This is a genomic window from Rhizobium sp. C104 (assembly GCF_022354505.1).
Taxonomy (GTDB): domain Bacteria; phylum Pseudomonadota; class Alphaproteobacteria; order Rhizobiales; family Rhizobiaceae; genus Rhizobium; species Rhizobium redzepovicii.
In genome coordinates, this window is sequence record NZ_CP092349.1 from 15,276 (window position 1) to 35,816 (window position 20,541).

Below are 20,541 nucleotides of genomic sequence, written 5' to 3' on the forward strand. Positions count from 1 at the left end.
AAATCATCCTGTTCGGGCTCTATCGCACGAGGAGCCTATAAAATGGTAGGGTGGGGATGAAAAAAGCCGGAGGAACCGCATGACGAAGAAGACACTGTCGGATTGGGCGGAGCTTGCGCAAAAGGAACTGCGCCGCTCGCCCGAAACGCTGACCTGGCAGACGCCGGAAGGCATTGCCGTCAAGCCGCTCTATACGGCTGAGGATCTCGACGGCGCCGGGCACCTTGGTTCGCTTCCCGGTTTTGCTCCCTTCACCCGCGGCCCGCGAGCGACGATGTATGCCGGCCGGCCTTGGACGATCCGCCAATATGCCGGCTTCTCGACGGCAGAGGAATCGAACGCCTTTTATCGCCGCAATCTGGCCGCCGGCCAGAAGGGCCTGTCGGTCGCCTTCGATCTTGCCACCCACCGCGGTTATGACAGCGATCATCCGCGCGTCGAGGGTGACGTCGGCAAGGCGGGTGTGGCAATCGACAGCGTCGAGGACATGAAGATCCTTTTTGACGGCATTCCGCTCGGCGACATGTCGGTGTCGATGACCATGAACGGCGCCGTCATTCCGATCCTCGCCTCTTTCATCGTCGCCGGCGAAGAGCAGGGCGTTCCCCAGGCCGAGCTCTCGGGGACCATTCAGAACGACATCCTCAAGGAGTTCATGGTACGCAACACCTATATCTATCCCCCCGAACCCTCGATGCGGATCGTCGCCGATATCATCGACTATACCGCCCGCGAGATGCCGAAGTTCAACTCCATCTCGATCTCCGGCTACCACATGCAGGAAGCCGGCGCGACGCTGGTGCAGGAACTGGCCTTCACGCTGGCCGACGGCCGCGAATATGTGCGCGCCGCCATCGCCAAAGGCCTGAGCGTCGACGAATTCGCCGGCCGCCTGTCCTTCTTCTTCGCCATCGGCATGAACTTCTTCATGGAAGCCGCCAAGCTGCGCGCCGCCCGCCTGCTCTGGACGCGGATCATGGAAGGGTTTCATCCGGAGAAACAGTCCTCGCTGATGCTGCGCACCCATTGCCAGACCTCCGGCGTCTCGCTGCAGGAGCAGGACCCTTATAACAACATCATCCGCACCGCTTTCGAGGCGATGTCGGCCGTGCTCGGCGGCACGCAGTCGCTGCACACCAACTCCTTCGACGAGGCGATCGCGCTGCCGACGGAATTCTCCTCGCGCATTGCCCGCAATACGCAGCTGATCCTGAGCCACGAAACCGGCGTGACAAAAGTGGTCGATCCCCTGGCGGGCTCCTACTATGTCGAAAGCCTGACGGCCGAGCTTGCCGACAAGGCCTGGGCCTTGATGGAGGAAGTCGAGGCACTGGGCGGCATGACCAAGGCCGTAGCGGAAGGCCTGCCGAAACGGCTGATCGAGGAAGCGGCCGCACGCCGTCAGGCGGCCGTCGACAAGGGCGAAGAGGTCATTGTCGGCGTCAACCGCTACCGGCTCGACAACGAGCAGCCGATCGACATTCTGGAGATCGACAATAGCGCGGTGCGCAAAGCGCAGATCAGACGTATCGAAGAAACGAAGCGGCGCCGCGATGGCGGAGCCGTGCGCGAGGCGCTGGCGGCCCTGGTAGAGATCGCACAGAGCGGCAAGGGCAACCTGCTGGAAGCAGCGATCGCAGCGGCCCGAACCCGCGCCACGGTCGGCGAAATATCGGACGCGATGCGTGCTGCCTTCGGCGATCATGCCGCCACCCCTGTGGTGATCAAGGGCGTCTATGGCGAGGCCTATGAAAATGAGCCGGAACTCGCCGTGCTCAAGACTCGCATGACGGAGGTGACGGAAGCCATGGGGCACCGGCCGAAGATCATGGTTGCCAAGCTCGGTCAGGACGGACACGACCGAGGCGCAAAGGTGATCGCCTCGGCCTTCGGCGACATCGGCTTCGATGTGCTCGCCGGTCCCCTCTTCCAGACACCGGAGGAAGCTGCCGGCGTCGCACTCAGCGAAAAGGTCAATGTCGTCGGCGTCTCGTCGCTGGCGGCCGGTCACAGGACGCTGCTACCACAGCTTATCGACAGGCTGAGGGAACAGGGCGGTGGCGATATCATCGTCGTCTGCGGCGGCGTTATCCCGCGTCAGGACTATGAATTCCTGCACGAACACGGCGTTGCAGCCGTGTTCGGCCCGGGGACAAATGTTCTCGAGGCGGCAAACTCCGTCCTCGATCTGCTGGAGGGCAGGCGAAGAAACCAGTAGCTGAAGCATTTCCAGGAAAAGTGCGACGCGATTTTCCGCCCGGAAATGCGCAAAATCAAAGAATTAGAGCAGCCCGCGCTTTGCGAGGTTGCTCATCAGCGCCGAAATGCCGAAGGTCCAGGGCGAGCATTCGGTGGAAAGGCGCACGGTGTTGACGAGCGCACCGAGGCCTGCCGAGGAAATCTCGACGACATCGCCGATCTTGTGGGTGAAGCCTTGCTTCGGCGCGTCGCGGTCCTGCGTCGGCGCAAACAGCGTGCCGAGGAAAAGCATGAAACCATCGGGATACTGATGATGGGCGCCGACCGTCTGCTTGACGAGGTCGGTCGGGTCGCGGCTGATCTTTGACATCGAACTCTTGCCGTGCAACACGAAACCGTCCTGGCCTGACACCTTCAGGTCGAGTTCGGCCTTGCGTACATCATCGAGGCTGTAGCCGGCATCGAACAGGCGGATGAAAGGACCGATCGAGCAGGAGGCGTTGTTATCCTTGGCCTTGCCGAGCAGCAGCGCCGAGCGGCCCTCGACGTCGCGCAGGTTGACGTCGTTGCCGAGCGTCGCCCCCTTGATTTCGCCGCGGCTGTTGACCGCGAGCACGATTTCCGGCTCGGGATTGTTCCAGGTTGAGATCGGATGCAGGCCGACATCCGCACCCCAGCCGACCGAGGAAAGCACCGGCGCCTTGGTGAAAACCTCGGCATCCGGCCCAATGCCGACCTCGAGATATTGCGACCACATGCCCTCGTCGATCAGCGCCTGCTTGACCTTGGCAGCCTCCGGCGAACCGGCCTTGAGATTGGCGAGGCTGCCGCCGATTAGCGTGCTGACTCGCTCGCGGATCGAGGCGGCACGCTCCGGATTACCGGCGGCCTTCTCCTCGATGACGCGCTCGATCATCGACTGCGCAAAGGTAACGCCGCAGGCCTTGACTGCCTGCAGGTCGACGGGCGCAAGGAGATACGGGCGCGTTTGATCCGGAGTCTCCGGTACTGTTGGCGGCGATGTCCGCCAGCGAGCCAACCGCCTTGCCATTTGCTGCACGGACGAAGGCGACGGCATCCTGCCGCTCGAGCAGGGCGCTCAGCGTCGGCGTCTCGCGCGACGTGATGTCGACCAGCATGCCCTGGCGTAACGTCACAATGCTCGGTCCCTCCGCTTCGGGATTCCAGATGCGACCGACAAAAAGACCATCCGAAGCGGCGACATCGAGAAGAGCTTGAGACATGGTGATCTTCCATCAAGGCGAGCGAGAAGAGCTCTTTTAAAAATTGCGGGGTGTTGCCGCCCTCCGACCCGGCGACGACCAAAATCGATCACATTCATGAAGGCGGGGCAAGATGCGTGGGGAAAAAGACCTTTGTCTGATCGGCTCAAGCGGCGGGCTTCCTCGGGGAATCCAATTGCAAAAGGCCACAAAATAACTATTTAGATACAAAATTACCGTTAAATTTCAAATATTTAAATACAGGCCGCGACGATTTTGCCCTCCATCTCGCCTTGACAGGAGCCGGCTTTCGTTATCTGTTTTGCGCGACATGGAGGAGGCTGGCGTCAGCCGGCCGCACGAGAACCCCGGGAGGATATTGCAGCGATGCTAAGATTTGCCGTCGTCGGAATCGACCATGGGCATACGTTCGATCACGTGAAGGGATTGCTTGCTTCAGGCGGCGAATTCGTCGGCTATTGCCCGCAGACCTCGGTGCCGGCACTGCGCGAGGCCTTTGAGAAGACCTATCCTGACGCGCCGCAGATCGACCGGGAAAAGCTGTTCGACGATCCGTCGATCGACGTCATCTGCATTTCCGCGATCCCGCGTGACCGCGCCGGGCTTGCGATCCGCGCGATGAGATCGGGCAAGGATGTGATGACCGACAAGCCTGGCGTGACGACCTTCGCCCAGCTCGAGGACGTCAGGCGCACCGTTGCCGAGACCGGCAAGATCTTCTCGATCTGCTTTTCCGAGCGCCACTGCGTGCGCTCCGCCGTCAAGGCCGGCAAGCTCGTCGCCGAAGGCGCGATCGGCCAAGTGATCCAAACGCTCGGCGTCGGTCCACACCGGCTGCAACTGCCGACCCGGCCGGACTGGTTCTTCGATCCCGAGGCCTTCGGCGGCATCATCGTCGATATTGCTTCACACCAGGTCGACCAGTTCCTGTTCTATACCGGCTCGACCACAGGCGAGGTCATCGCAAGCTCGATCGGCAATTTCGGGATGCCTGACAAGCCCGCCTTCGAGGATTTCGGCGAGGTGCTTCTGCGCTCCGACAAGGCGGCGGGTTATGTGCGTGTCGACTGGTTCACGCCGGAGGCGCTGCCGACCTGGGGTGACGGGCGCCTGACCATCCTCGGCACCGAAGGTTACATCGAGCTGCGCAAATATATCGACATTGCCGGCCGGCCGGGCAAGGATCATCTCTTCCTGGTCAACGGCAAGGAAATGACCCATATCGATTGCAGCGGCGAAAAGCTCGATTATTTCGACGCGTTCACCGCCGACGTCGGCAACCGCACGCAGACGGCGATGACCCAGGATCACGTTTTTGAAGTCTGCCGTCTTTCGCTCGAAGCCCAGGCGAAAGCCGCTCGCATCGGCGCTCGCTGAGGAGGAAATCATGACCAGGAAATTGCGCGTCGGCGTCATCGGCGCAGGCATCGCTGCGCGGCATCTGGCCGGCTTCGGCTGGAACAAGGAGCTTTTCGAAGTCCCCGTGCTCTGCTCGCTCGACGAGGAACGCGGCAAGGGGCTGTGCGAGGAATACGGCATTGGCGAATACACGCAGGATGCGGATGCGCTGTTTGCCCGTGACGATCTCGACATCATCGACATTTCGACGCCGCCGAGCTCGCATTTCGAACTTTGCCGCAAGGGCATCGAATCCGGCAAGCACGTGATCTGCGAGAAGCCGCTCTTCGGCTCGATCGCCGAGGTCGACGAGATGGGGCGCATCCTCGATCGTTACCCCGGCAGGAAGCTGATGCCGATCTTCCAGTATCGCTACGGCTCCGGCCTGCAGAAGCTGAAGCTACTGATCGAAAGCGGCCTTGCCGGCAAGCCGTTCCTGACGACGATCGAAACCCATTGGTGGCGCGGGCCGGATTATTACGCCGTGCCGTGGCGCGGCAAATGGGCGAGCGAACTCGGCGGCGGCCTTCTCGGCCACGCCATCCACGCTCATGACATGCTGAACTATGTACATGGCCCCTGCGCCGAGGTGTTTTCCTATGGGGCGACGCTGGTCAATCCGATCGAGGTCGAGGATACGGCAGCCCTTTCGGTGAAGATGCAGAATGGCTCGCTGGCGACGCTCTCGATGACGCTGGGTTCGCGCAAGGAGATCTCGCGGTTGCGCTTCTGCTTCAACGACCTCGTCGCCGAAAGCATCATCGAACCCTATACGATGGGCCGTGACCCGTGGACTTTCGTCGCCGGGACAGAGGAACATCAGGCGCGGATCGACGAAGTGCTCGCCGCCTATGTGCCTGGCGAGGATGGCTACACCCGTCAGTTCGAGCTCTTCCACAAGGCGATCGTCGAGGACACCGACCCACCGGTGACATTGCAGGATGCCCGCAATTCGCTGGAACTGGTAACGGCCGCCTATTTCTCGCAGCGAACCGGACAACCGACGCCGATGCCGATCGCCGCCGATCATCCGCTCTATCGCTCCTGGCTGCCGGCAGGGGAATGGCGTGCTGCGGCTACCGTCTGAACTGGGAAGGGCATTCCCATGCTGAAATCCTTCGAGCATGTCGGCATGACGGTCAGCGACATGGACCGCACCGTCGATTTCTACTGTGGCCTGCTCGGACTCAGCCTGGTGCTGCGCAAGACGATGGCGAATGGCATGCAAGTAGCATTCCTCGATGCCGGCGGCGGCATGCTGGAGGTCTTTGCGCCGCCCGGCGGCGCGTCGAGAGCGGTCGACGTGCCTGAAGATACGGCCGGCGTCCGCCACCTCACCTTTCATTTCGACAGTGTCGACGAGGCCTTCGCCCGCCTTGAACAGGCGGGCGTCGAGATCAAGGAGCGGCCGCGCTTCGCCGTCCACTCCGAGATGCTGAACAAGATCGCCTTCGTTCGCGATCCCGATGGCATCATCGTCGAGCTTGCCGAACGCTCTCAGAACCGCCAGGGCTGACACAGGCGCTGCCGATCGCTTCGCTGCGGGCGGTCAGACCGTACCGCAGCAGATCGATCAGGCGCCTGACAAGTTTTGCCGCCATGCAAAGCTCTCCTCAGCTCGCCAGCTTGGCGCTGATGTAGTTGCGCCAGCCGCCAAGCGCGGTGATTTCCTCCGCACCTTTCACCGCATGGGCCTCGCAGACGAAGCCGGAGACGCTGGAACCGTCTTCGAGCGTCAGCTTACCGATGCCGAGGGGTGCCGGAATCTTCTGGACGAACCTGCCGAAAGCATCGGCCGGCAGTGCCCAGACCTCGACCTCCAGCCCCTGACCCTTGTGGCCGGGTTCGCGCAGCAGCCCTGGTTTCGCTGGCGTGGTATTGGGCAAGACGAAGAGGCGATAATCGCCGGCCGTGCGGCAGGTCTTGACCAGACGCCCGCCGGCGCCTGCCAGTTCGTGATTGAGCGGCATGCCGGTCAGATGCGCACCGACGACCGCGATTTCGATGAAACCGTCATCGCCAGGCACAACACGGCTTGCTTCGGGGATCGCCGCCTGCCGGTCGATGCCCATGCCGGAACCCGCTGCGCGGTGCAGCGCATCGGCAAGCGGCGCCAGCGCATCGTCGGTGAAAGCGGGTGCGATGACGGTGACGCCACCCGGCAAGCCGCCTTTCCCGAAGCCGGCCGGAACGGCGATTGCCGCGCAATCGAGCAGGTTGACGAAATTGGTGTAGCGGCCGAGGCGGCCGTTGAGCACGACGGGATTGGCCAGCATGTCGGCGACCGTATAGGTGGTTGGCGCGGTCGGCAGCAGCAGAACATCAGCCTTTTCCCATTCGGCCTCGGTCTTGCGGCGCAGCTCCTCCAGCCGGTAACGGCCGTTGAAGGCCTCGACCGCGGTCTTGCCCTTGGCGCCTTCGATGATCCCTCTGACCGTCGGATCGAAATCGGCGGCGTTGGTGGCGAGGAAATCCTCGACCGCCGCCAGACGTTCGGCAACCCACGGCCCGTCATAGAGAAGGGCGGCAGCCTCGCGGAACGGCGTGTAATCGAAGGGCACGATGGTCGCTCCGAGCGCTTTTGCCCGCTCGATCGCCTGATCGTAGAGCGCCTCCACCTCCTTGTCCCCGAAGAATTCCCGTTCGGCGCCGGCCAGGACGCCGATGCGCAGGCCCGATACCGGCAGCTTCGCCGGCTTGGCGGGGCGCGAGAAGGGATCTGCGGCATCAAAGCCTTCGGCGACTTTGCGGATCGCAACGCCATCGCCGACGGTTGCGGCAAAGATCGTGATGCAGTCGACGCTCTTGCAGGCCGGAACGGCGCCGGTATTCGGCAAGAGGCCCGGCGTCGGCTTGATGCCGACCAGATTGTTGAAAGCAGCCGGCACGCGGCCGGAGCCTGCCGTATCCGTGCCGAGCGCGAAGGCCGCCAGGCCCGAAGCGACCGTAACTGATGATCCGGAGCTCGAACCGCCTGAAATATAGGCCGCATCGAAGACCGAACGCGGCGCTCCATAGGGCGAGCGCGTGCCGTTGAGACCGGTGGCGAACTGGTCGAGATTGGTCTTGCCGATGATGATGGCGCCGGCTGCCTTCAACCGAGCAACGACCGTGGAGTCCGCCTCCGGCCGATACTCATAGGCCGGGCAGGCGGCCGTCGTCGGCAGGCCAGCGGCGTCGATATTGTCTTTCACGGCGAAGGGCACGCCCCAGAGCGGCAGGCTGTTTGCCTCAGGCGCGCGTGCCATCAAGGCTTTGGCGGCAGCGCGCAGCTCCTCATCCGGCACCGGAGTGATGAAGATTGCCGCATCTCTAGAGGCGGCGCGGCGGGAGATCACCTCTTCGATGGCATCGAGCGGCGTCAGGCCGGATTGATAGGCGGCGCGAAGGGTTGAGAGATCGAGAATGGTCGGCAGCATGTCAGCATTCCTCCAGGACGACGATAATATCGCCGGCTTTGACGTTTCTTCCCGGCCCGGCGCGCAGGTCGCGAACGCGGCCTGCCGCATGGGCGGTGACGTTGATTTCCATTTTCATCGATTCGATGATGGCGAGTGTATCGCCGGCCGCAACCGGGGAGCCCGGCTCGACCAGCAATTTCCAGATATTGCCGGGCACGGCGCTGGCAACACCGAAGCAGCCGTCGGGAATATCCCCATCGGGACTTTCGCCCGTGCCTTCGTCGGTGACGAAACTGTCGAGCCCGGCGTCCTTCCAGCGCTGGCGTTCGGCATCGAAGGCAGCCTGCTGCGTTGCCTTGAAGCGGCTGATCGACGCCGAATTCGCCTGCAATTCCCTCTCATAGGCGGCATAGGAGAATTCCGTCTCCTCGATCCTGATGGGATAACCTCCATGCGGAAAGGCGGCCCGCGCCTCCGTCAACTCCTGGTTACTGACTGGGAAGAAACGGATCTGGTCGAAGAAGTTCAGCAGCCAGGGTTTGCCCCTGGTAAAGGCCGGCGTCTCCCGCCATGTGTTCCACACCTGGATGGTGCGGCCGAAGAGCTGGTAGCCGCCCGGTCCCTCCATGCCGTAAATGCACATATAGGCGCCGCCGATGCCGACGGCATTCTCCGGCGTCCAGGTGCGGGCGGGATTATACTTCGTCGTCACGAGGCGATGGCGTGGGTCGGTCGGGGTCGCAACCGGCGCGCCGAGATAGACGTCACCGAGACCCAGCACGAGGTAGCTTGCGTCGAAGACGATATCGCGGACGGCCTGTTCATCGGGAAGACCGTTGATGCGGCGGATGAACTCGATATTCGAGGGGCACCAGGGCGCATTCGGTCGCACGAGCTCCTGATATTTGCGCATCGCAAGCTCGGCATCCGGATCGTTCCAGGAAAGCGGCAGGTGCACGATGCGGCTCGGCACCTTGACCTCCTGCGCTGCCGGAAGCGTCGCCTCGATCTCGGAGAGCAGCCCAAGCAGGCGCCGGCGCGTCAACTGCGTGCCGTCGTAATGGATCTGCAGCGAGCGGATACCGGGGGTGAGGTCGACGACGCCAGGGAGGCGGGCCTTCACGACCGCCTGCATCAGCAGGTGCACCCGCAGCCGCAGCGCGATATCGAGCGTCATCGGCCCATATTCGACGAGCAGATTGTCGTCGCCTTGGCGGCGATAAACGACAGAAACCGGGCCATCCTCGCTGATACCGAGGATCGGCGAACCTGTTTCTTCCGAGGGCCGCCGCACCGCCGGGCCGGCGATCGGGTCTTCCGGCCGAGCCAGCGCATGAAAACGGATTCTGTCGCCGGGCTTGAACTGGCCCATCTTCCACTGCTCTTCGCGGGCGATCACCGCCGGGCAAGCGAAGCCGCCAAGGCTTGGACCATCGGGCCCCAGAATGATCGGCATATCGCCGGTGAAATCGATCGCCCCGATCGCATAGGCGTTGTCGTGCAGGTTGGAGGGATGCAGCCCCGCCTCACCGCCGTCGCTTCGTGCCCATTGCGGGGCTGGGCCGATCAGGCGCACCCCGGTGCGGGCACTGTTGAAATGCACCTCATAAGCCGTCGAAAACAGCGTCTCGATATCGCTGTCCTGAAAGAAATCGGGAGCCCCGTGCGGGCCATAGACGACGCCGACATCCCATTCGCGCGTCAAGGCGGCTGGCTCCGTCGCCGGTCTCACCGGTTCGGCCGGTACCTGTCGGGCAAAATGCAGCACGTGCCCTGTCTTCAGTGTGCCGGTGGCGTTACCGCCGAATTGGCCAAGGCCGAAGGTCGCGCGCGAGCCGAGCACAACGGGAGCGGCTAAACCACCGGCGACGGCGAGATAGGCGCGCTGTCCCGGTCCTTCGATGGTACCGATCGACAGAACCTGACCGGCGCGGATTGTCACCGGGGCGTCATGCGGCAATTTTACGCCGTCGCATGTCATTGGCATCCGCGCGCCAGCAAGCGCGATCGTCTGGTCGGCATAAAATCGCAATGTCGGACCGGAAACGGTCAACTCCAGCGCAGCCGTCACATCGGCATTGCCGACCAGCCGATTGGCATGGCGGAAGGAGCGCTCGTCCATCGGCCCACTCGGCGGCACGCCGACATGCCAGAGGCCGAGCCGGCCCGGAAGTTCCTGGATGCTTGACTGCGCCCCGGGCGCGAGAACCTCGACGACATCGGGAACGAAGGCGAAGTCGCGTAGAGCCGTCGTTGCCACCTTGGCGCTGGCCAGCAATTCGGAAGCGGCGATCGCCCTCAGGTAAGCGAGATTGGTCTCGATGCCCGATATCGATGTTTCGGCGAGTGCCGCCTTAAGCTTCTCGATCGCCGCCGGCCGGTCTGCCGCCGCCACGATCAGCTTGGCAAGCATCGGGTCGTAGAAGGGCGTGACCTCGGTTCCCGTCTCGATCCAGCCGTCGACGCGGGTGCTTTCCGGAAAAATGACTTCGGTCAAAAGGCCGGCACTCGGGCGGAAATCGGCATGCGGCATCTCGGCATAGATCCGCATCTCGATCGCCGCACCCTTCGGCGTCAGACCCCCAGCACCCGAGAGCACATCCTCGCCGGCCGCCTGACGGATCATCCATTCGACGAGGTCGATGCCGAAGACAGCTTCCGTGACGGGATGTTCGACCTGCAGGCGGGTATTGACCTCGAGGAAATAGAATTCCTGGCGCTGGGGATCATAAATGAACTCGACAGTGCCGGCCGATTCATCAGGAGACCGAGCTTCCCAAGTCGACCGCCGCCTTGTGCAGCCGCGCCCTTGTCTCCGCAGAAAGGCCAGGCGCAGGCGTCTCCTCGACGACCTTCTGGTTCCGCCGCTGCAGCGAGCAGTCGCGTTCGCCGAGCGCGATCACGCCGCCCTTGCCGTCGCCGAAGATCTGCACCTCGACATGGCGCGCTTCGGCAACGAAACGCTCGATGTAGACGCGCGCATCGCCGAAGCTGGCGCGCGCGGTCCGCTGCACGCTTTCGAAGGAAGCCTTGAGGCCGGCCGCATCGGCGCAGAGCTGCATGCCGATACCGCCGCCGCCGGCCGTGCTCTTCAGCATGACGGGATAACCGACGGTCTCGGCAGCCGAAAGCGCCTCGTCGACGCTCTGCAAGAGATCGGTGCCGGGCAGTAGCGGCACGCCGCTCGCTTTCGCCAATTCGCGCGCCGTATGCTTCAAGCCGAAGGCCGACAGATGCTCTGGGCGCGGGCCGATGAAGGCGATGCCTTCAGCGGCGAGCCGCTCGGCAAAGCCGATATTCTCCGAGAGGAAGCCGTAGCCTGGGTGCACTGCCTCAGCGCCCGTCGCCTTGCAGGCGGCAATGACGGCGTCGACATCAAGATAGCTTTCGGCAGCGGGCGCCGTGCCGAGGCGCATGGCCTCATCGGCGGTCAGTGCCGGCTTCGAGAAATCGATCGACATCGGAATAGACGGCAACGGAGGCAATGCCCATCCTCTTCAATGTGCGGATGACGCGGACGGCGATTTCGCCGCGATTGGCGATAAGGACTTTGGTGAACATCGATCAGTCCTCGCCGTCCCAGATCAGCACCCGGATCGGCGTGGGATCGAAGCCGTTGCAGGGATTGTTGATCTGCGGGCAATTGGAGATGACGCAGAGCACGTCCATCTCCGCCACCAGTTCGACATAATCGCCAGGCGCGGAAATGCCGTCGACGATAGTCATCTCGCCGTTCGGCTTGATCGGCACGTTCATGAAGAAATTGATGTTCGGCACGATGTCGCGCTTGCTCATGCCGTGTTTTGTCACCTCGATCACGAAATTGTCGCGGCAGGCATGCAGGTATTTGGTTCCGTGGCCGAAACGCACCGTGTTGCTCTCGCAGGAGCAGGCGCCGGCTGATGTATCGTGGCGGCCGCAGCTATCGGCCGTCATGACCAGCATGACGTTGCCCTCGTTCGAAATGATCTTCGTGCCGGTGCCGATATAGGCGCCGCCTTGTGCCCGCATCGTATCCTGGTTGGAATAACGCTCGGCAAAGTCATCGGCGCGATAAAACAGCGTATCGATTGCCTGTTGGCCGTAGCTGTCCTCGATGCGGATGGTCTGACCCTTGCGCACGATGCCGGACCACGGCGCTTCGGCCGGGATGAAATGTTCCTGCACGGCGTTTTCGAGGCTGCGCGAAGCTGAAGTCTTGATGAAATCGGTCATCGTCATTCTCCCTCAGGCCAGCATCGAGGCGTTGTTCTCGAAGCCGCGAAGGGCTTCGGCGGTTGCTGTGCGCGAGAGATCGTCCACTGCGGGTGCGGGCGCGCGAAAGCGCGTGACGATCACCGGCTTCGGCGCATAGACCGGGTCGGGATCGAGCGGATGCGGGCAATTCGAGAAGCCGACGATCATGTCCATCTCGGCGCGCAGTTCGGCATAATCGCCGCTGTTGGAGAGTTTGCCGCGCCAGTGGAAGCCACCGTTGTCGTCGACGCGAACCGGGGCGAAGAGATTGAGAATCGCAGGAATATCGCGTCTGGTGAGACCAAGCTTGCCGGCGACGAGCACGAGATTGTCGCGAGTGTTGCGGGTCTTCACGCCAGGATATTTTGCGGCGTTCGAAGCTGCCGTCGAACCACCCATCAGGCAGTCATGGGCGCCGGAACTGTCCTCAATCAGCGAAAACATCACCCGGCCCATATCTGAGAAGATGACGCGGCCCTTGCCGAGGGCGGTCGTCCACTGAACCTTGACCGTATCGACCAGATTGAGCCGTTCGCTTGTATCAGTGGCGTTCCAGGCAACGAGCACCACAGTCGATCCGCCTTCGCCCTGATCGATGCGGAGCGCCTCGCCGCGCTTCAGCGCGGTCGACCAGTACCAGCCGCCGGGGATGGTTTCCTGATGGATGATCGCAGCCGCATCGATGCCGGGGGCGGGCAGGGGGCTCGGCGCCGGTAGGGCCTTCGGCGCGAATTCCAGCCCCTTTTTCTGATGTTCCTCGTAACGCTGCCGGTTGGCGGCGATCTCTTCGGGCGAACGTCTGACATGCATCATGGCTTTTCTCCTGACGGACTGGAAGCCGGGTCGTCCCGGCGAAGGCCCAGAGAAATGACCGGGCCGTCCCGGTCGGGGCTGAAGATGGTGGGCGCGCCGGCAAGCCTCGGCGGCCAGATCGAAATGTCCTTGGTGATCGTCGCGCCGTAGCGCTCCTTTTCCTCCGGGCGGTCACGCTTGCGCTCGAAGGCGACGACCCGCGTCGCCAGCGTGAATGCCTCGCGCATGTCGTGCGTCACCATGACGACGGTCATCTGCGTCTCGTGCCAGAGCCGCTTCATCAATGTGTGGATTTCGGCGCGGATGCCGGGGTCGAGTGCGCCGAATGGCTCATCGAGCAGCAGCACCTTCGGTTTCATGATCAGCGCCTGCGCCAGCGCAAGGCGCTGCTGCATGCCGCCTGATAGTTGCGCCGGATATTTGTCCTCGGCGCCGGAAAGGCCGACTTCGCCGATCAGCCGCCGAGCTTCGTCGACGGCATCGCGGCGGGCAGCGCCAAAAAGCTTGGCCTTGTAGCGGGACGCCGAGAGTTCGCGCCCGAGCAGCACGTTTCCGAGGACCGTCAGATGCGGGAAGACGGAGTAGCGCTGGAAGACGACGCCGCGATCCGGGCCTGGCTCCTGCGGCAGCGCTTCGCCGTCGAGCAGGATCGTGCCCCGCGTCGGCCGCTCCTGGCCGAGCAGCATGCGCAGGAACGTCGACTTGCCACAGCCGGACGGTCCGACAAGGGCCACGAAGGCGCGCGCGGCGACAATCAGCGACACATCTTCGAGGACGATCTGGTCGCCATACTCTTTCCAGACCTTTTCGATCACCAACTCGCTCATGCCTGCTTCTCCAGCTCCGACCAGGGGAAGACGGCGATGCGGATGCGATCGAGGATATAGTTCATGATCACGGCGAGCAGCGTGATCCAGACGACATAGGGAAAGATGACGTCCATCGAGAGATAGCGGCGGACGAGGAAGATGCGGTAGCCGAGACCGGAATCCGACGAGATCGCTTCTGCCGCGATCAGGAATAGCCAGGCAGGACCGAGTTGAAGCCTGAGGCAGGTGATCAGCCGCGGCAAGATCTGCGGCAGCACGACACGAAGGCCGATCTGCCAGGAGGAGCCGCCGAGCGTTTCAGCCTTGACGATCTGCTCACGCGGCAGCTCCAGCGCCTTCAGCGCAAGGTCGCGGATCATCGTTGGCGCAACGCCGATGACGATGAGCGCGATCTTCGAGGCTTCGCCGAGCCCCATGGCGATGAACAGGATCGGCAGCAGCGCCAGCGGCGGCACCATTGAGATAACGGCGACGAAAGGGGAGAGCAGCGCCCTCATATAAGGCAGCATGCCGATCAGCATGCCGATGACGAGCGCGGTGATAGTGGAGATGCCAAGGCCGGCAAACAGGCGCACCAGGCTCGCTCCGGTATCGGACCAGAGCAGGTATTCGCCGGTGCGCGGATCGGCGATGAAGGCCAGGCGATCGATCGCATCGGCAAAACCGGCAAGACCGGGCAGCAGTTTGTCGTTGGCATTTTCCGCCAGCCGCGCCGCCGAGCCGAACGTGTAGGCAACGACCAGCAGCACGAAGGGCAGCAGCGTCAAGGCAAGCTGCGCGCCCCGGCTCGGCTTCGTGTTGATCCAGCGCATAGGGAAAGCTCCGCTGATGAAGGATGGGCGGCGCAGGGAAGGCCGCGTCGCTGCTTAAAAATCGCTCAGAGCGAACCGTCAGCGGCCGCCTTCATGTAGGTCTCGGTGAACCGCAGCTTGACGTTGCCGCTATCGCCGAGGATCTTGCCGTCCGGCATTTCGATGCCGATGACGTCGGCGGACGGCGCGCCATTGCCGAGCAGGCCTTTTTCGAACAGGAAGTTGCGGACGAGATCCATTGTCTTCGGCAGGCTGCCCGAGGCAGTGAAGGCAACGGCATCGGCCGGCTTGGCAAACAGCTTGGTGGCTGCGAGTTGGGATTCGAAACCCTTGAGATCGGTGCCCGATGCCTGGCCCATCGCCTCGCGGGCGGCCTTGCCGTCGGCACTGTCTGATGTCAGCAGTGCTGCGGTTTCATACCAGATGCCGGCGAGCGCCTTGCCGAAATTCGGGTTGTCCTTCAGCACGCCTGAATTGGCGACCATCAGGTCGATGATTTCGCCCGGCACCTGCGAACTGTCGAAAACCTTCTTGGCCGTGGGATCTTCGAGGATGGTCGAGACCAGCGGATTCCACGTGACGACAGCCGTTACGTCAGCCGTCTTGTAGGCAGCGACCATGTCGGCATCGGAAGTGTTGACCACTTTGACGTCGCGCTCGGTCATCTTGATGCTTTCGAGCGCCCGGGCCAGCAGATAGTGCGAGACGGAGAATTCGACGAGATTGACGTTCTGGCCCTTGATGTCGGCAAGGCTCGCCTTGTCTTTCAGGATGACCGCATCATTGCCGTTCGAAAAGTCGCCGACGATCACGGCTGTGGTATCGACGCCGCCGGCGGCCGGGATCGACAGTCCGTCCATATTGGTCAGCGTCACGGCATCGAAGGCACCGGCCGTGTACTGGTTCATCGATTCGACGTAGTCGTTGAACTGGGTGACCTCGATTTTGATGCCGTATTTGTCAGCCCATTTCTTGACGATGCCGTGATCGGCCGCGTATCCCCACGGCATCCAGCCGACATAGATCGACCAGGCGACCTTGAAATCGGTCTTCTGTTCGGCTTTCGCGATGGAGCCGACGCCCAGCGCCAAGGATGCCGTCAGTGCGGTGATTGAAAGAAGCTTCGAAAAAGTCTGCATTGAAATTCCCCTTTTGCTTTTCGTCAAAAGGGATCGGCAATGACCATCGTGCCGCCAATCCCTTGGCTTACGAGGTCTCCCGGGCTTTTGTCCCGCCGTGCACCCGGCGGGATGTCTCCCCGCCGGTGGCAGCTCTCGGACCAGCCGCGCCCTGCGACGCCGGAACCCTAGCCACCAACTCTGCAGCTATCGAAGCAAAGGGCGTGCCAAACTATAAATTGTTGAATTCATTGACGGTGAACAGGCTGTCTTTCGCCCGCAGCCTGAATAGTGCATGCACTTGCACAGTAAATGCGCACTTTCTGCCACCATCTTAAGCGCCGACGTCTTTCTGCTCAGAGGAAAGGCAAGCGGCAGAACAGGTAAAACGCCGAAGTGCGACACGTCCCCGATCTAGTTCCGGAAGGCGCCGGCGGGGACCGTCGTCACCAGCCGGATATCGCGGCGGAAGTCCGATGGGGACATGCCGGCGATATGGCGAAAGGATTTGTTGAACGCGCTGATCGAGCCGAAGCCGCTGTCCATCGCCACCTGCAGCACGTTGGCGCCTTCGCTCATCAGCATCGCCTGGGCGCGCGACAGCCTGAGCAGCGTCACATATTTGCTCAGCGTCATGCCGGTCGATCGCTTGAAGAGGTTCATCGCATATTTCGGATGCAGGTCGGCGGCGCGGGCAATGTCGACCGAATCGATGTCCTGCAGGAAATTGGCGGCGATGAAATCGCACATGCGTGCAACGTTGCGCGAGGAATTCGGATGCGGCTGATCGCCTTCAAGGCTGGCGACCGTCTTCGATGTCGTCATCGAATAGGGTTCGAGCGCGATACGCTCGATGCGCAGCAGCAATTCGTCGACCGCGTGCTGAGCCTTGGCGGAATCACCGGACTTGGAATAGCGGAACCAACGGGCGAAATTCTCGTTGTCGGCAGCATCGGTCGCCGAGGTCAGCAGCGTCTCGCCCTTCATCAGCCGGCTGGAAATGCTGATCGGCAGGCGCAACCGGAAGAAATAAATGAGCGGCAGATGGGCGCCGGCATAGAGCGAATCATCCGAGGATTCATCCATCTGATGCGGCTGGCCACCCCAGAAGAGGCACATTTCGCCGGCGTTCAGCCGAAATTCGTGGTCGCTCATCCGATAATGGACAGTGCCGCGCATGACGAAGTTGACCTCAACCTGCGCATGCCAGTGCGGCATAGCCATGACCAGCGGATGGTCATGAAACATCTGCAGCGCCGTCGGCGAACCCTCTATGCTGCTTGCGCCGGGCTGATAGATTGCACTCGTGCCGACCTTACTTTCCGCCAAATCCATGTTCCCTTTTTAGGAGACAGCCGCTCCCTTGCGGATAGTCTAACCGCGTTCGTGAAAAATCGGCAATTGAAAAGGGAGGATTTTCAATGCGCTTCAAACTTCTCGCTGCGACCGCAGCTGTCGCACTGCTTGCTTCCGGCTCCGCATTCGCTGAGTCGGCCAATCTGACCATCTGGAGCTGGAATGTCGCCGCATCGGCATTGAAGTCCACGCTTCCAGGCTTCAACAAACAGTTTCCCGATATCAAGATCACCGTCGAGGACCTCGGCAACAGCCAGGTCTTCGACAAGACGCTGGCTGCCTGCGCCGCCGGCGGCGACGGCCTGCCTGACATTGTCAGTATCGAAAATTTCGAGGCTGAAATCTTCTGGAGCCGTTTCCCGGATTGCTTCGCCAATCTGAAGGAGCTCGGCTACACGCCCGAGATCCAGGCGAAATTCCCTGATTTCAAGCGCACCGAGCTTGAAGTCGGCGATGTCGCCTATGCCATGCCGTGGGATTCCGGTCCTGTCGCCGTCTTCTACCGCCGCGATCTGTACGAAAAGGCCGGCGTCGATCCGAGCACGATCAGCACCTGGGACGATTTCATCGCTGCCGGCAAGAAGATTTCCGCCGCCAACCCCGGCGTCGTCATGGCGCAGGCCGACTTCAACGGCGACAGCGAATGGTTTCGCATGATCGCCAACGAACAGGGCTGCGGCTATTACTCGACCGACGGTCAGAACATCACCATCAACCAGCCGGCCTGCGTCGCCTCGCTGCAAAAGGTGAAGGAGATGAAGGATGCCGGGACGCTGACGTCGGCCAACTGGGACGAAAAGATCCAGGCCAATACCGCCGGCAAGGCCGCAAGCCAGCTGTATGGCGGCTGGTATGAGGGCACCGTGCGCTCGACCTCTCCCGATCTCAAGGGCAAGTGGGGCGTCTACAGAATGCCGAGCCTGACCGCCGATGGCCCGCATGCGGCCAATCTCGGCGGTTCGTCGCTCGCCATTTCGGCGACATCCGCGAATAAGGAAGCCGCCTGGAAATTTGTCAATTACGCCCTCGGCACGGATGAGGGTCAGATCACCATGCTGAAGGAGTTCGGTCTGGTTCCGTCGCTGCTTTCGGCTGAGAAGGATCCCTTCGTCAATGAGCCGCAGCCCTATTGGGGCGGCCAGAAGGTCTGGGCGGATATTCTGGCGACACTGCCGAAGATCGTACCGAGCCGCGGCACCGCCTTCCAGAGTGATGCGGAAGCCATTTTCAAGGCGACGCAGACGAAGTTCTTCGCTGGCGGCTATCCCGATGCGAAGGCGGCTCTCGACGACGCCGCCAAGCAGATCGCTTCGGCGACCGGCCTCCCTATCGCGCAATGAATGACGATGCCGGGCGCTTCAGGCGCCCGGCTTTCCCCCGGTTTGCAAAGCGGCCGGTCATTCATTCGTGAGGAGGAGGCTTGATGCCGTTCAGAACCCGGAGCGCCTACGCGTTCCTCGCCCCCTATCTGCTGGTCTTTGCCACCTTCTGGGTCTGGCCAATCATCAATTCGTTCCTGATTTCGTTTCAGAACACGCGAATCAATCCGTGGAAATTCAGTTTCCAGGCCAATTGGGGCCGGCTCTTCTATGACCCGGCCTTCTACAATGCTCTTTACAATACGCTGATCATCCTGCTGATTCAGGTGCCGGTGATGATCGCACTCGCGACGGTCATGGCGGTAATGCTCAATTCGCCGCTGCTGAAAGCGCGGCCGCTCTTCCGCTTCGCCTTCTTTGCGCCCGTCGTCGTCGGCGAGGTCGCCTATGCTGCCGTCTTCCGGCTGATGTTCAGCCTCGATTTCGGCATCATCAACAAGCTGATCTCGGCCGTCGGTCTCAGCCCGGTCTCCTGGTTCGACAATGCAAATGCCGCCATGGCGCTGATCATCCTTGCCGTCACATGGCGCTGGGCGGGCTACAACGCCATCATCATCCTCGCCGGCCTACAGTCGATTCCTGACGATGTCTATGAGGCGGCGACACTCGACCGGGTGAGCAAGATCCAGCAATTCTTTCATATCACCCTGCCGCTTCTGAAACCGATCATCCTCTTCTGCGTGGTTCTTTCAGTGATCGGCACCATGCAGCTCTTCACCGAGCCCTTCCTGATCACCAATCGTGGCGGTCCCGGCGGCGGCACCGAGACGCTCGGCCTGCTACTTTATCGCCAAGGCTTCACCTCGCTGAACTTCGGCTATGCCTCGGCGATCGCCTATACGATGGCTGCCCTTGCCGTGGCGATCTCGCTTCTCAATCTCTGGGTCGGGAGGGATCCGAAATGAGATCCAAATCGCAATCCCTTCTGCTGCGTCAGATCGCGCTGCATGCCGCACTGGCACCGCTTGCTCTGATCTGGCTGTTTCCGCTGTGGATGATGTTCGTCTTCTCGACGATGCCCGACAACGGCATCTTCAGCCCTGACATCGTGCTCTGGCCATCGACCAACTTCATCGAGAATTTCAAGAACCTGCAGGCCGATACCGATTTCATCGGCGCCATGGTGATCTCCGTCGGCGTCGCGCTCATCTATACGGTCCTGTCGGTACTGCTGACCTCGATGGCGGGCTGGGCGCTGGCGCGGTACCGTTTCGTCGGCCGCTCCATCGTCATCGCCATCATCCTCGGCACAATCACGCTGCCGTTTTCGGTGGTCGTCATCCCGCAGTTCATCATGGTGGCACGCGAATTCAAGCTGGCAAACACCTGGGTGGCGCTGATCGTGCCGCCGCTGTTCAATTCGCTCGGCGTTCTGTTCATGCGGCAATCCTTCTCGATGATGCCAGGCGAGCTCTTTGATGCCGCTCGGGTCGAAGGCGTCAAGGAATGGCAGATCTTCCTGCGCATCGCCCTTCCGCTGGCGCGTCCGACCATGGCGGCACTGTCGATCATCCTCTTCCTCGCCTCGTGGAACAACTACCTCTGGCCGCTGCTGATCAATTCCAAACCGGGAATGATGACGGCGCCGGTGGCATTGGGAACGCTGATCGGCCTCACCAAGGTCTCCTGGGGCGGCATCATGGCCGGCGCGGTGCTGCTGACAGCGCCGATCCTTGTCGTCTTCGTGGCTCTCCAGCGCCATTTCATCGCCGGCATCGCGGCCGGCGCAATCAAATAATCGAACAATAGGGAGGC

At 62.0% G+C, this 20,541-nt stretch carries 14 protein-coding genes, 2 pseudogenes and 1 riboswitch; of the genes and pseudogenes, 7 read left to right on the plus strand and 9 right to left on the minus strand.

What is annotated here, in order from left to right; all coding sequences use genetic code 11:
* Positions 1-79 precede the first annotated feature (79 nt).
* Entirely contained in the window at positions 80-2,218 is a 2,139-nt protein-coding gene (scpA, locus tag MF410_RS23425; RefSeq protein WP_097627858.1) for a methylmalonyl-CoA mutase, read from the plus strand.
* Between the two features lie 63 nt (positions 2,219-2,281).
* Here scpA and MF410_RS23430 read toward each other — a convergent pair.
* Positions 2,282-3,443 (minus strand): annotated as a pseudogene (locus MF410_RS23430) (fumarylacetoacetate hydrolase family protein).
* Positions 3,444-3,809: 366 nt separating this feature from the next.
* On the opposite strand from MF410_RS23430, the gene MF410_RS23435 reads away from it, so the two are divergent.
* From MF410_RS23435 to MF410_RS23445, 3 genes are read left to right on the plus strand one after another with little or no spacing between them, the layout of a single operon-like run.
* Entirely contained in the window at positions 3,810-4,820 is a 1,011-nt protein-coding gene (locus tag MF410_RS23435; protein WP_097627860.1) for a Gfo/Idh/MocA family oxidoreductase, read from the plus strand.
* Between the two features lie 10 nt (positions 4,821-4,830).
* Complete coding sequence (locus tag MF410_RS23440) at positions 4,831-5,928, plus strand: Gfo/Idh/MocA family oxidoreductase (RefSeq protein ID WP_097627861.1); 1,098 nt, start codon at positions 4,831-4,833, stop codon at positions 5,926-5,928.
* A gap of 18 nt (positions 5,929-5,946) precedes the next feature.
* Positions 5,947-6,357 (plus strand): VOC family protein, encoded by a 411-nt coding sequence (locus MF410_RS23445; protein ID WP_047622188.1) that lies wholly within the window; start codon positions 5,947-5,949, stop codon positions 6,355-6,357.
* 97 nt (positions 6,358-6,454) lie between these two features.
* Here the strand turns inward: MF410_RS23445 and atzF are convergent, their stop codons facing one another.
* From atzF to MF410_RS23485, 8 genes and pseudogenes are all read right to left on the minus strand, one after another.
* Positions 6,455-8,260, minus strand: a complete 1,806-nt coding sequence (atzF, locus tag MF410_RS23450; RefSeq protein ID WP_097627862.1) for an allophanate hydrolase — start codon at positions 8,258-8,260, stop codon at positions 6,455-6,457.
* 1 nt (position 8,261) lies between these two features.
* A pseudogene (gene uca / locus MF410_RS23455) lies at positions 8,262-11,803 on the minus strand (urea carboxylase).
* A gap of 3 nt (positions 11,804-11,806) precedes the next feature.
* Positions 11,807-12,457 (minus strand): urea amidolyase associated protein UAAP2, encoded by a 651-nt coding sequence (locus MF410_RS23460; protein WP_018516560.1) that lies wholly within the window; start codon positions 12,455-12,457, stop codon positions 11,807-11,809.
* A gap of 12 nt (positions 12,458-12,469) precedes the next feature.
* Positions 12,470-13,291, minus strand: a complete 822-nt coding sequence (locus MF410_RS23465) for an urea amidolyase associated protein UAAP1 (protein ID WP_097627865.1) — start codon at positions 13,289-13,291, stop codon at positions 12,470-12,472.
* On the minus strand, positions 13,288-14,118 hold the full coding sequence (locus MF410_RS23470; protein ID WP_097627866.1) for an ABC transporter ATP-binding protein: 831 nt from the start codon (positions 14,116-14,118) through the stop codon (positions 13,288-13,290). The genes MF410_RS23465 and MF410_RS23470 overlap by 4 nt, the downstream gene beginning before the upstream one ends.
* Complete coding sequence (locus MF410_RS23475; protein ID WP_097627867.1) at positions 14,115-14,933, minus strand: ABC transporter permease subunit; 819 nt, start codon at positions 14,931-14,933, stop codon at positions 14,115-14,117. The genes MF410_RS23470 and MF410_RS23475 overlap by 4 nt, the downstream gene beginning before the upstream one ends.
* A gap of 65 nt (positions 14,934-14,998) precedes the next feature.
* Complete coding sequence (locus MF410_RS23480) at positions 14,999-16,072, minus strand: putative urea ABC transporter substrate-binding protein (protein WP_097627868.1); 1,074 nt, start codon at positions 16,070-16,072, stop codon at positions 14,999-15,001.
* Positions 16,073-16,146: 74 nt separating this feature from the next.
* A riboswitch (guanidine-I (ykkC/yxkD leader) is annotated at positions 16,147-16,254 on the minus strand.
* A 211-nt stretch (positions 16,255-16,465) separates the two neighbouring features.
* Entirely contained in the window at positions 16,466-17,386 is a 921-nt protein-coding gene (locus MF410_RS23485) for a helix-turn-helix domain-containing protein (protein WP_097627869.1), read from the minus strand.
* 86 nt (positions 17,387-17,472) lie between these two features.
* Between MF410_RS23485 and MF410_RS23490 the strand changes: the two genes are divergently transcribed.
* The 3 genes from MF410_RS23490 to MF410_RS23500 all read left to right on the plus strand — a co-directional run bounded on the left by MF410_RS23490 (position 17,473) and on the right by MF410_RS23500 (position 20,524).
* A complete protein-coding gene (locus MF410_RS23490) occupies positions 17,473-18,747 on the plus strand; it encodes an extracellular solute-binding protein (protein WP_097627870.1) in 1,275 nt (424 codons plus the stop codon).
* Between the two features lie 83 nt (positions 18,748-18,830).
* Entirely contained in the window at positions 18,831-19,691 is an 861-nt protein-coding gene (locus tag MF410_RS23495; RefSeq protein WP_017992298.1) for a sugar ABC transporter permease, read from the plus strand.
* Entirely contained in the window at positions 19,688-20,524 is an 837-nt protein-coding gene (locus MF410_RS23500; RefSeq protein ID WP_097627871.1) for a carbohydrate ABC transporter permease, read from the plus strand. The genes MF410_RS23495 and MF410_RS23500 overlap by 4 nt, the downstream gene beginning before the upstream one ends.
* Positions 20,525-20,541: the final 17 nt, after the last annotated feature.

Bases quoted from the DNA above. Each gene is read 5' to 3' on its own strand.
- scpA (WP_097627858.1), top strand. From the start codon at position 80: ATGACGAAGAAGACACTGTCGGATTGGGCGGAGCTTGCGCAAAAGGAA.
- MF410_RS23435 (WP_097627860.1), top strand. From the start codon at position 3,810: ATGCTAAGATTTGCCGTCGTCGGAATCGACCATGGGCATACGTTCGAT.
- MF410_RS23440 (WP_097627861.1), top strand. From the start codon at position 4,831: ATGACCAGGAAATTGCGCGTCGGCGTCATCGGCGCAGGCATCGCTGCG.
- MF410_RS23445 (WP_047622188.1), top strand. From the start codon at position 5,947: ATGCTGAAATCCTTCGAGCATGTCGGCATGACGGTCAGCGACATGGAC.
- atzF (WP_097627862.1), bottom strand. From the start codon at position 8,260: ATGCTGCCGACCATTCTCGATCTCTCAACCCTTCGCGCCGCCTATCAA.
- MF410_RS23460 (WP_018516560.1), bottom strand. From the start codon at position 12,457: ATGACCGATTTCATCAAGACTTCAGCTTCGCGCAGCCTCGAAAACGCC.
- MF410_RS23465 (WP_097627865.1), bottom strand. From the start codon at position 13,291: ATGATGCATGTCAGACGTTCGCCCGAAGAGATCGCCGCCAACCGGCAG.
- MF410_RS23470 (WP_097627866.1), bottom strand. From the start codon at position 14,118: ATGAGCGAGTTGGTGATCGAAAAGGTCTGGAAAGAGTATGGCGACCAG.
- MF410_RS23475 (WP_097627867.1), bottom strand. From the start codon at position 14,933: ATGCGCTGGATCAACACGAAGCCGAGCCGGGGCGCGCAGCTTGCCTTG.
- MF410_RS23480 (WP_097627868.1), bottom strand. From the start codon at position 16,072: ATGCAGACTTTTTCGAAGCTTCTTTCAATCACCGCACTGACGGCATCC.
- MF410_RS23485 (WP_097627869.1), bottom strand. From the start codon at position 17,386: ATGGATTTGGCGGAAAGTAAGGTCGGCACGAGTGCAATCTATCAGCCC.
- MF410_RS23490 (WP_097627870.1), top strand. From the start codon at position 17,473: ATGCGCTTCAAACTTCTCGCTGCGACCGCAGCTGTCGCACTGCTTGCT.
- MF410_RS23495 (WP_017992298.1), top strand. From the start codon at position 18,831: ATGCCGTTCAGAACCCGGAGCGCCTACGCGTTCCTCGCCCCCTATCTG.
- MF410_RS23500 (WP_097627871.1), top strand. From the start codon at position 19,688: ATGAGATCCAAATCGCAATCCCTTCTGCTGCGTCAGATCGCGCTGCAT.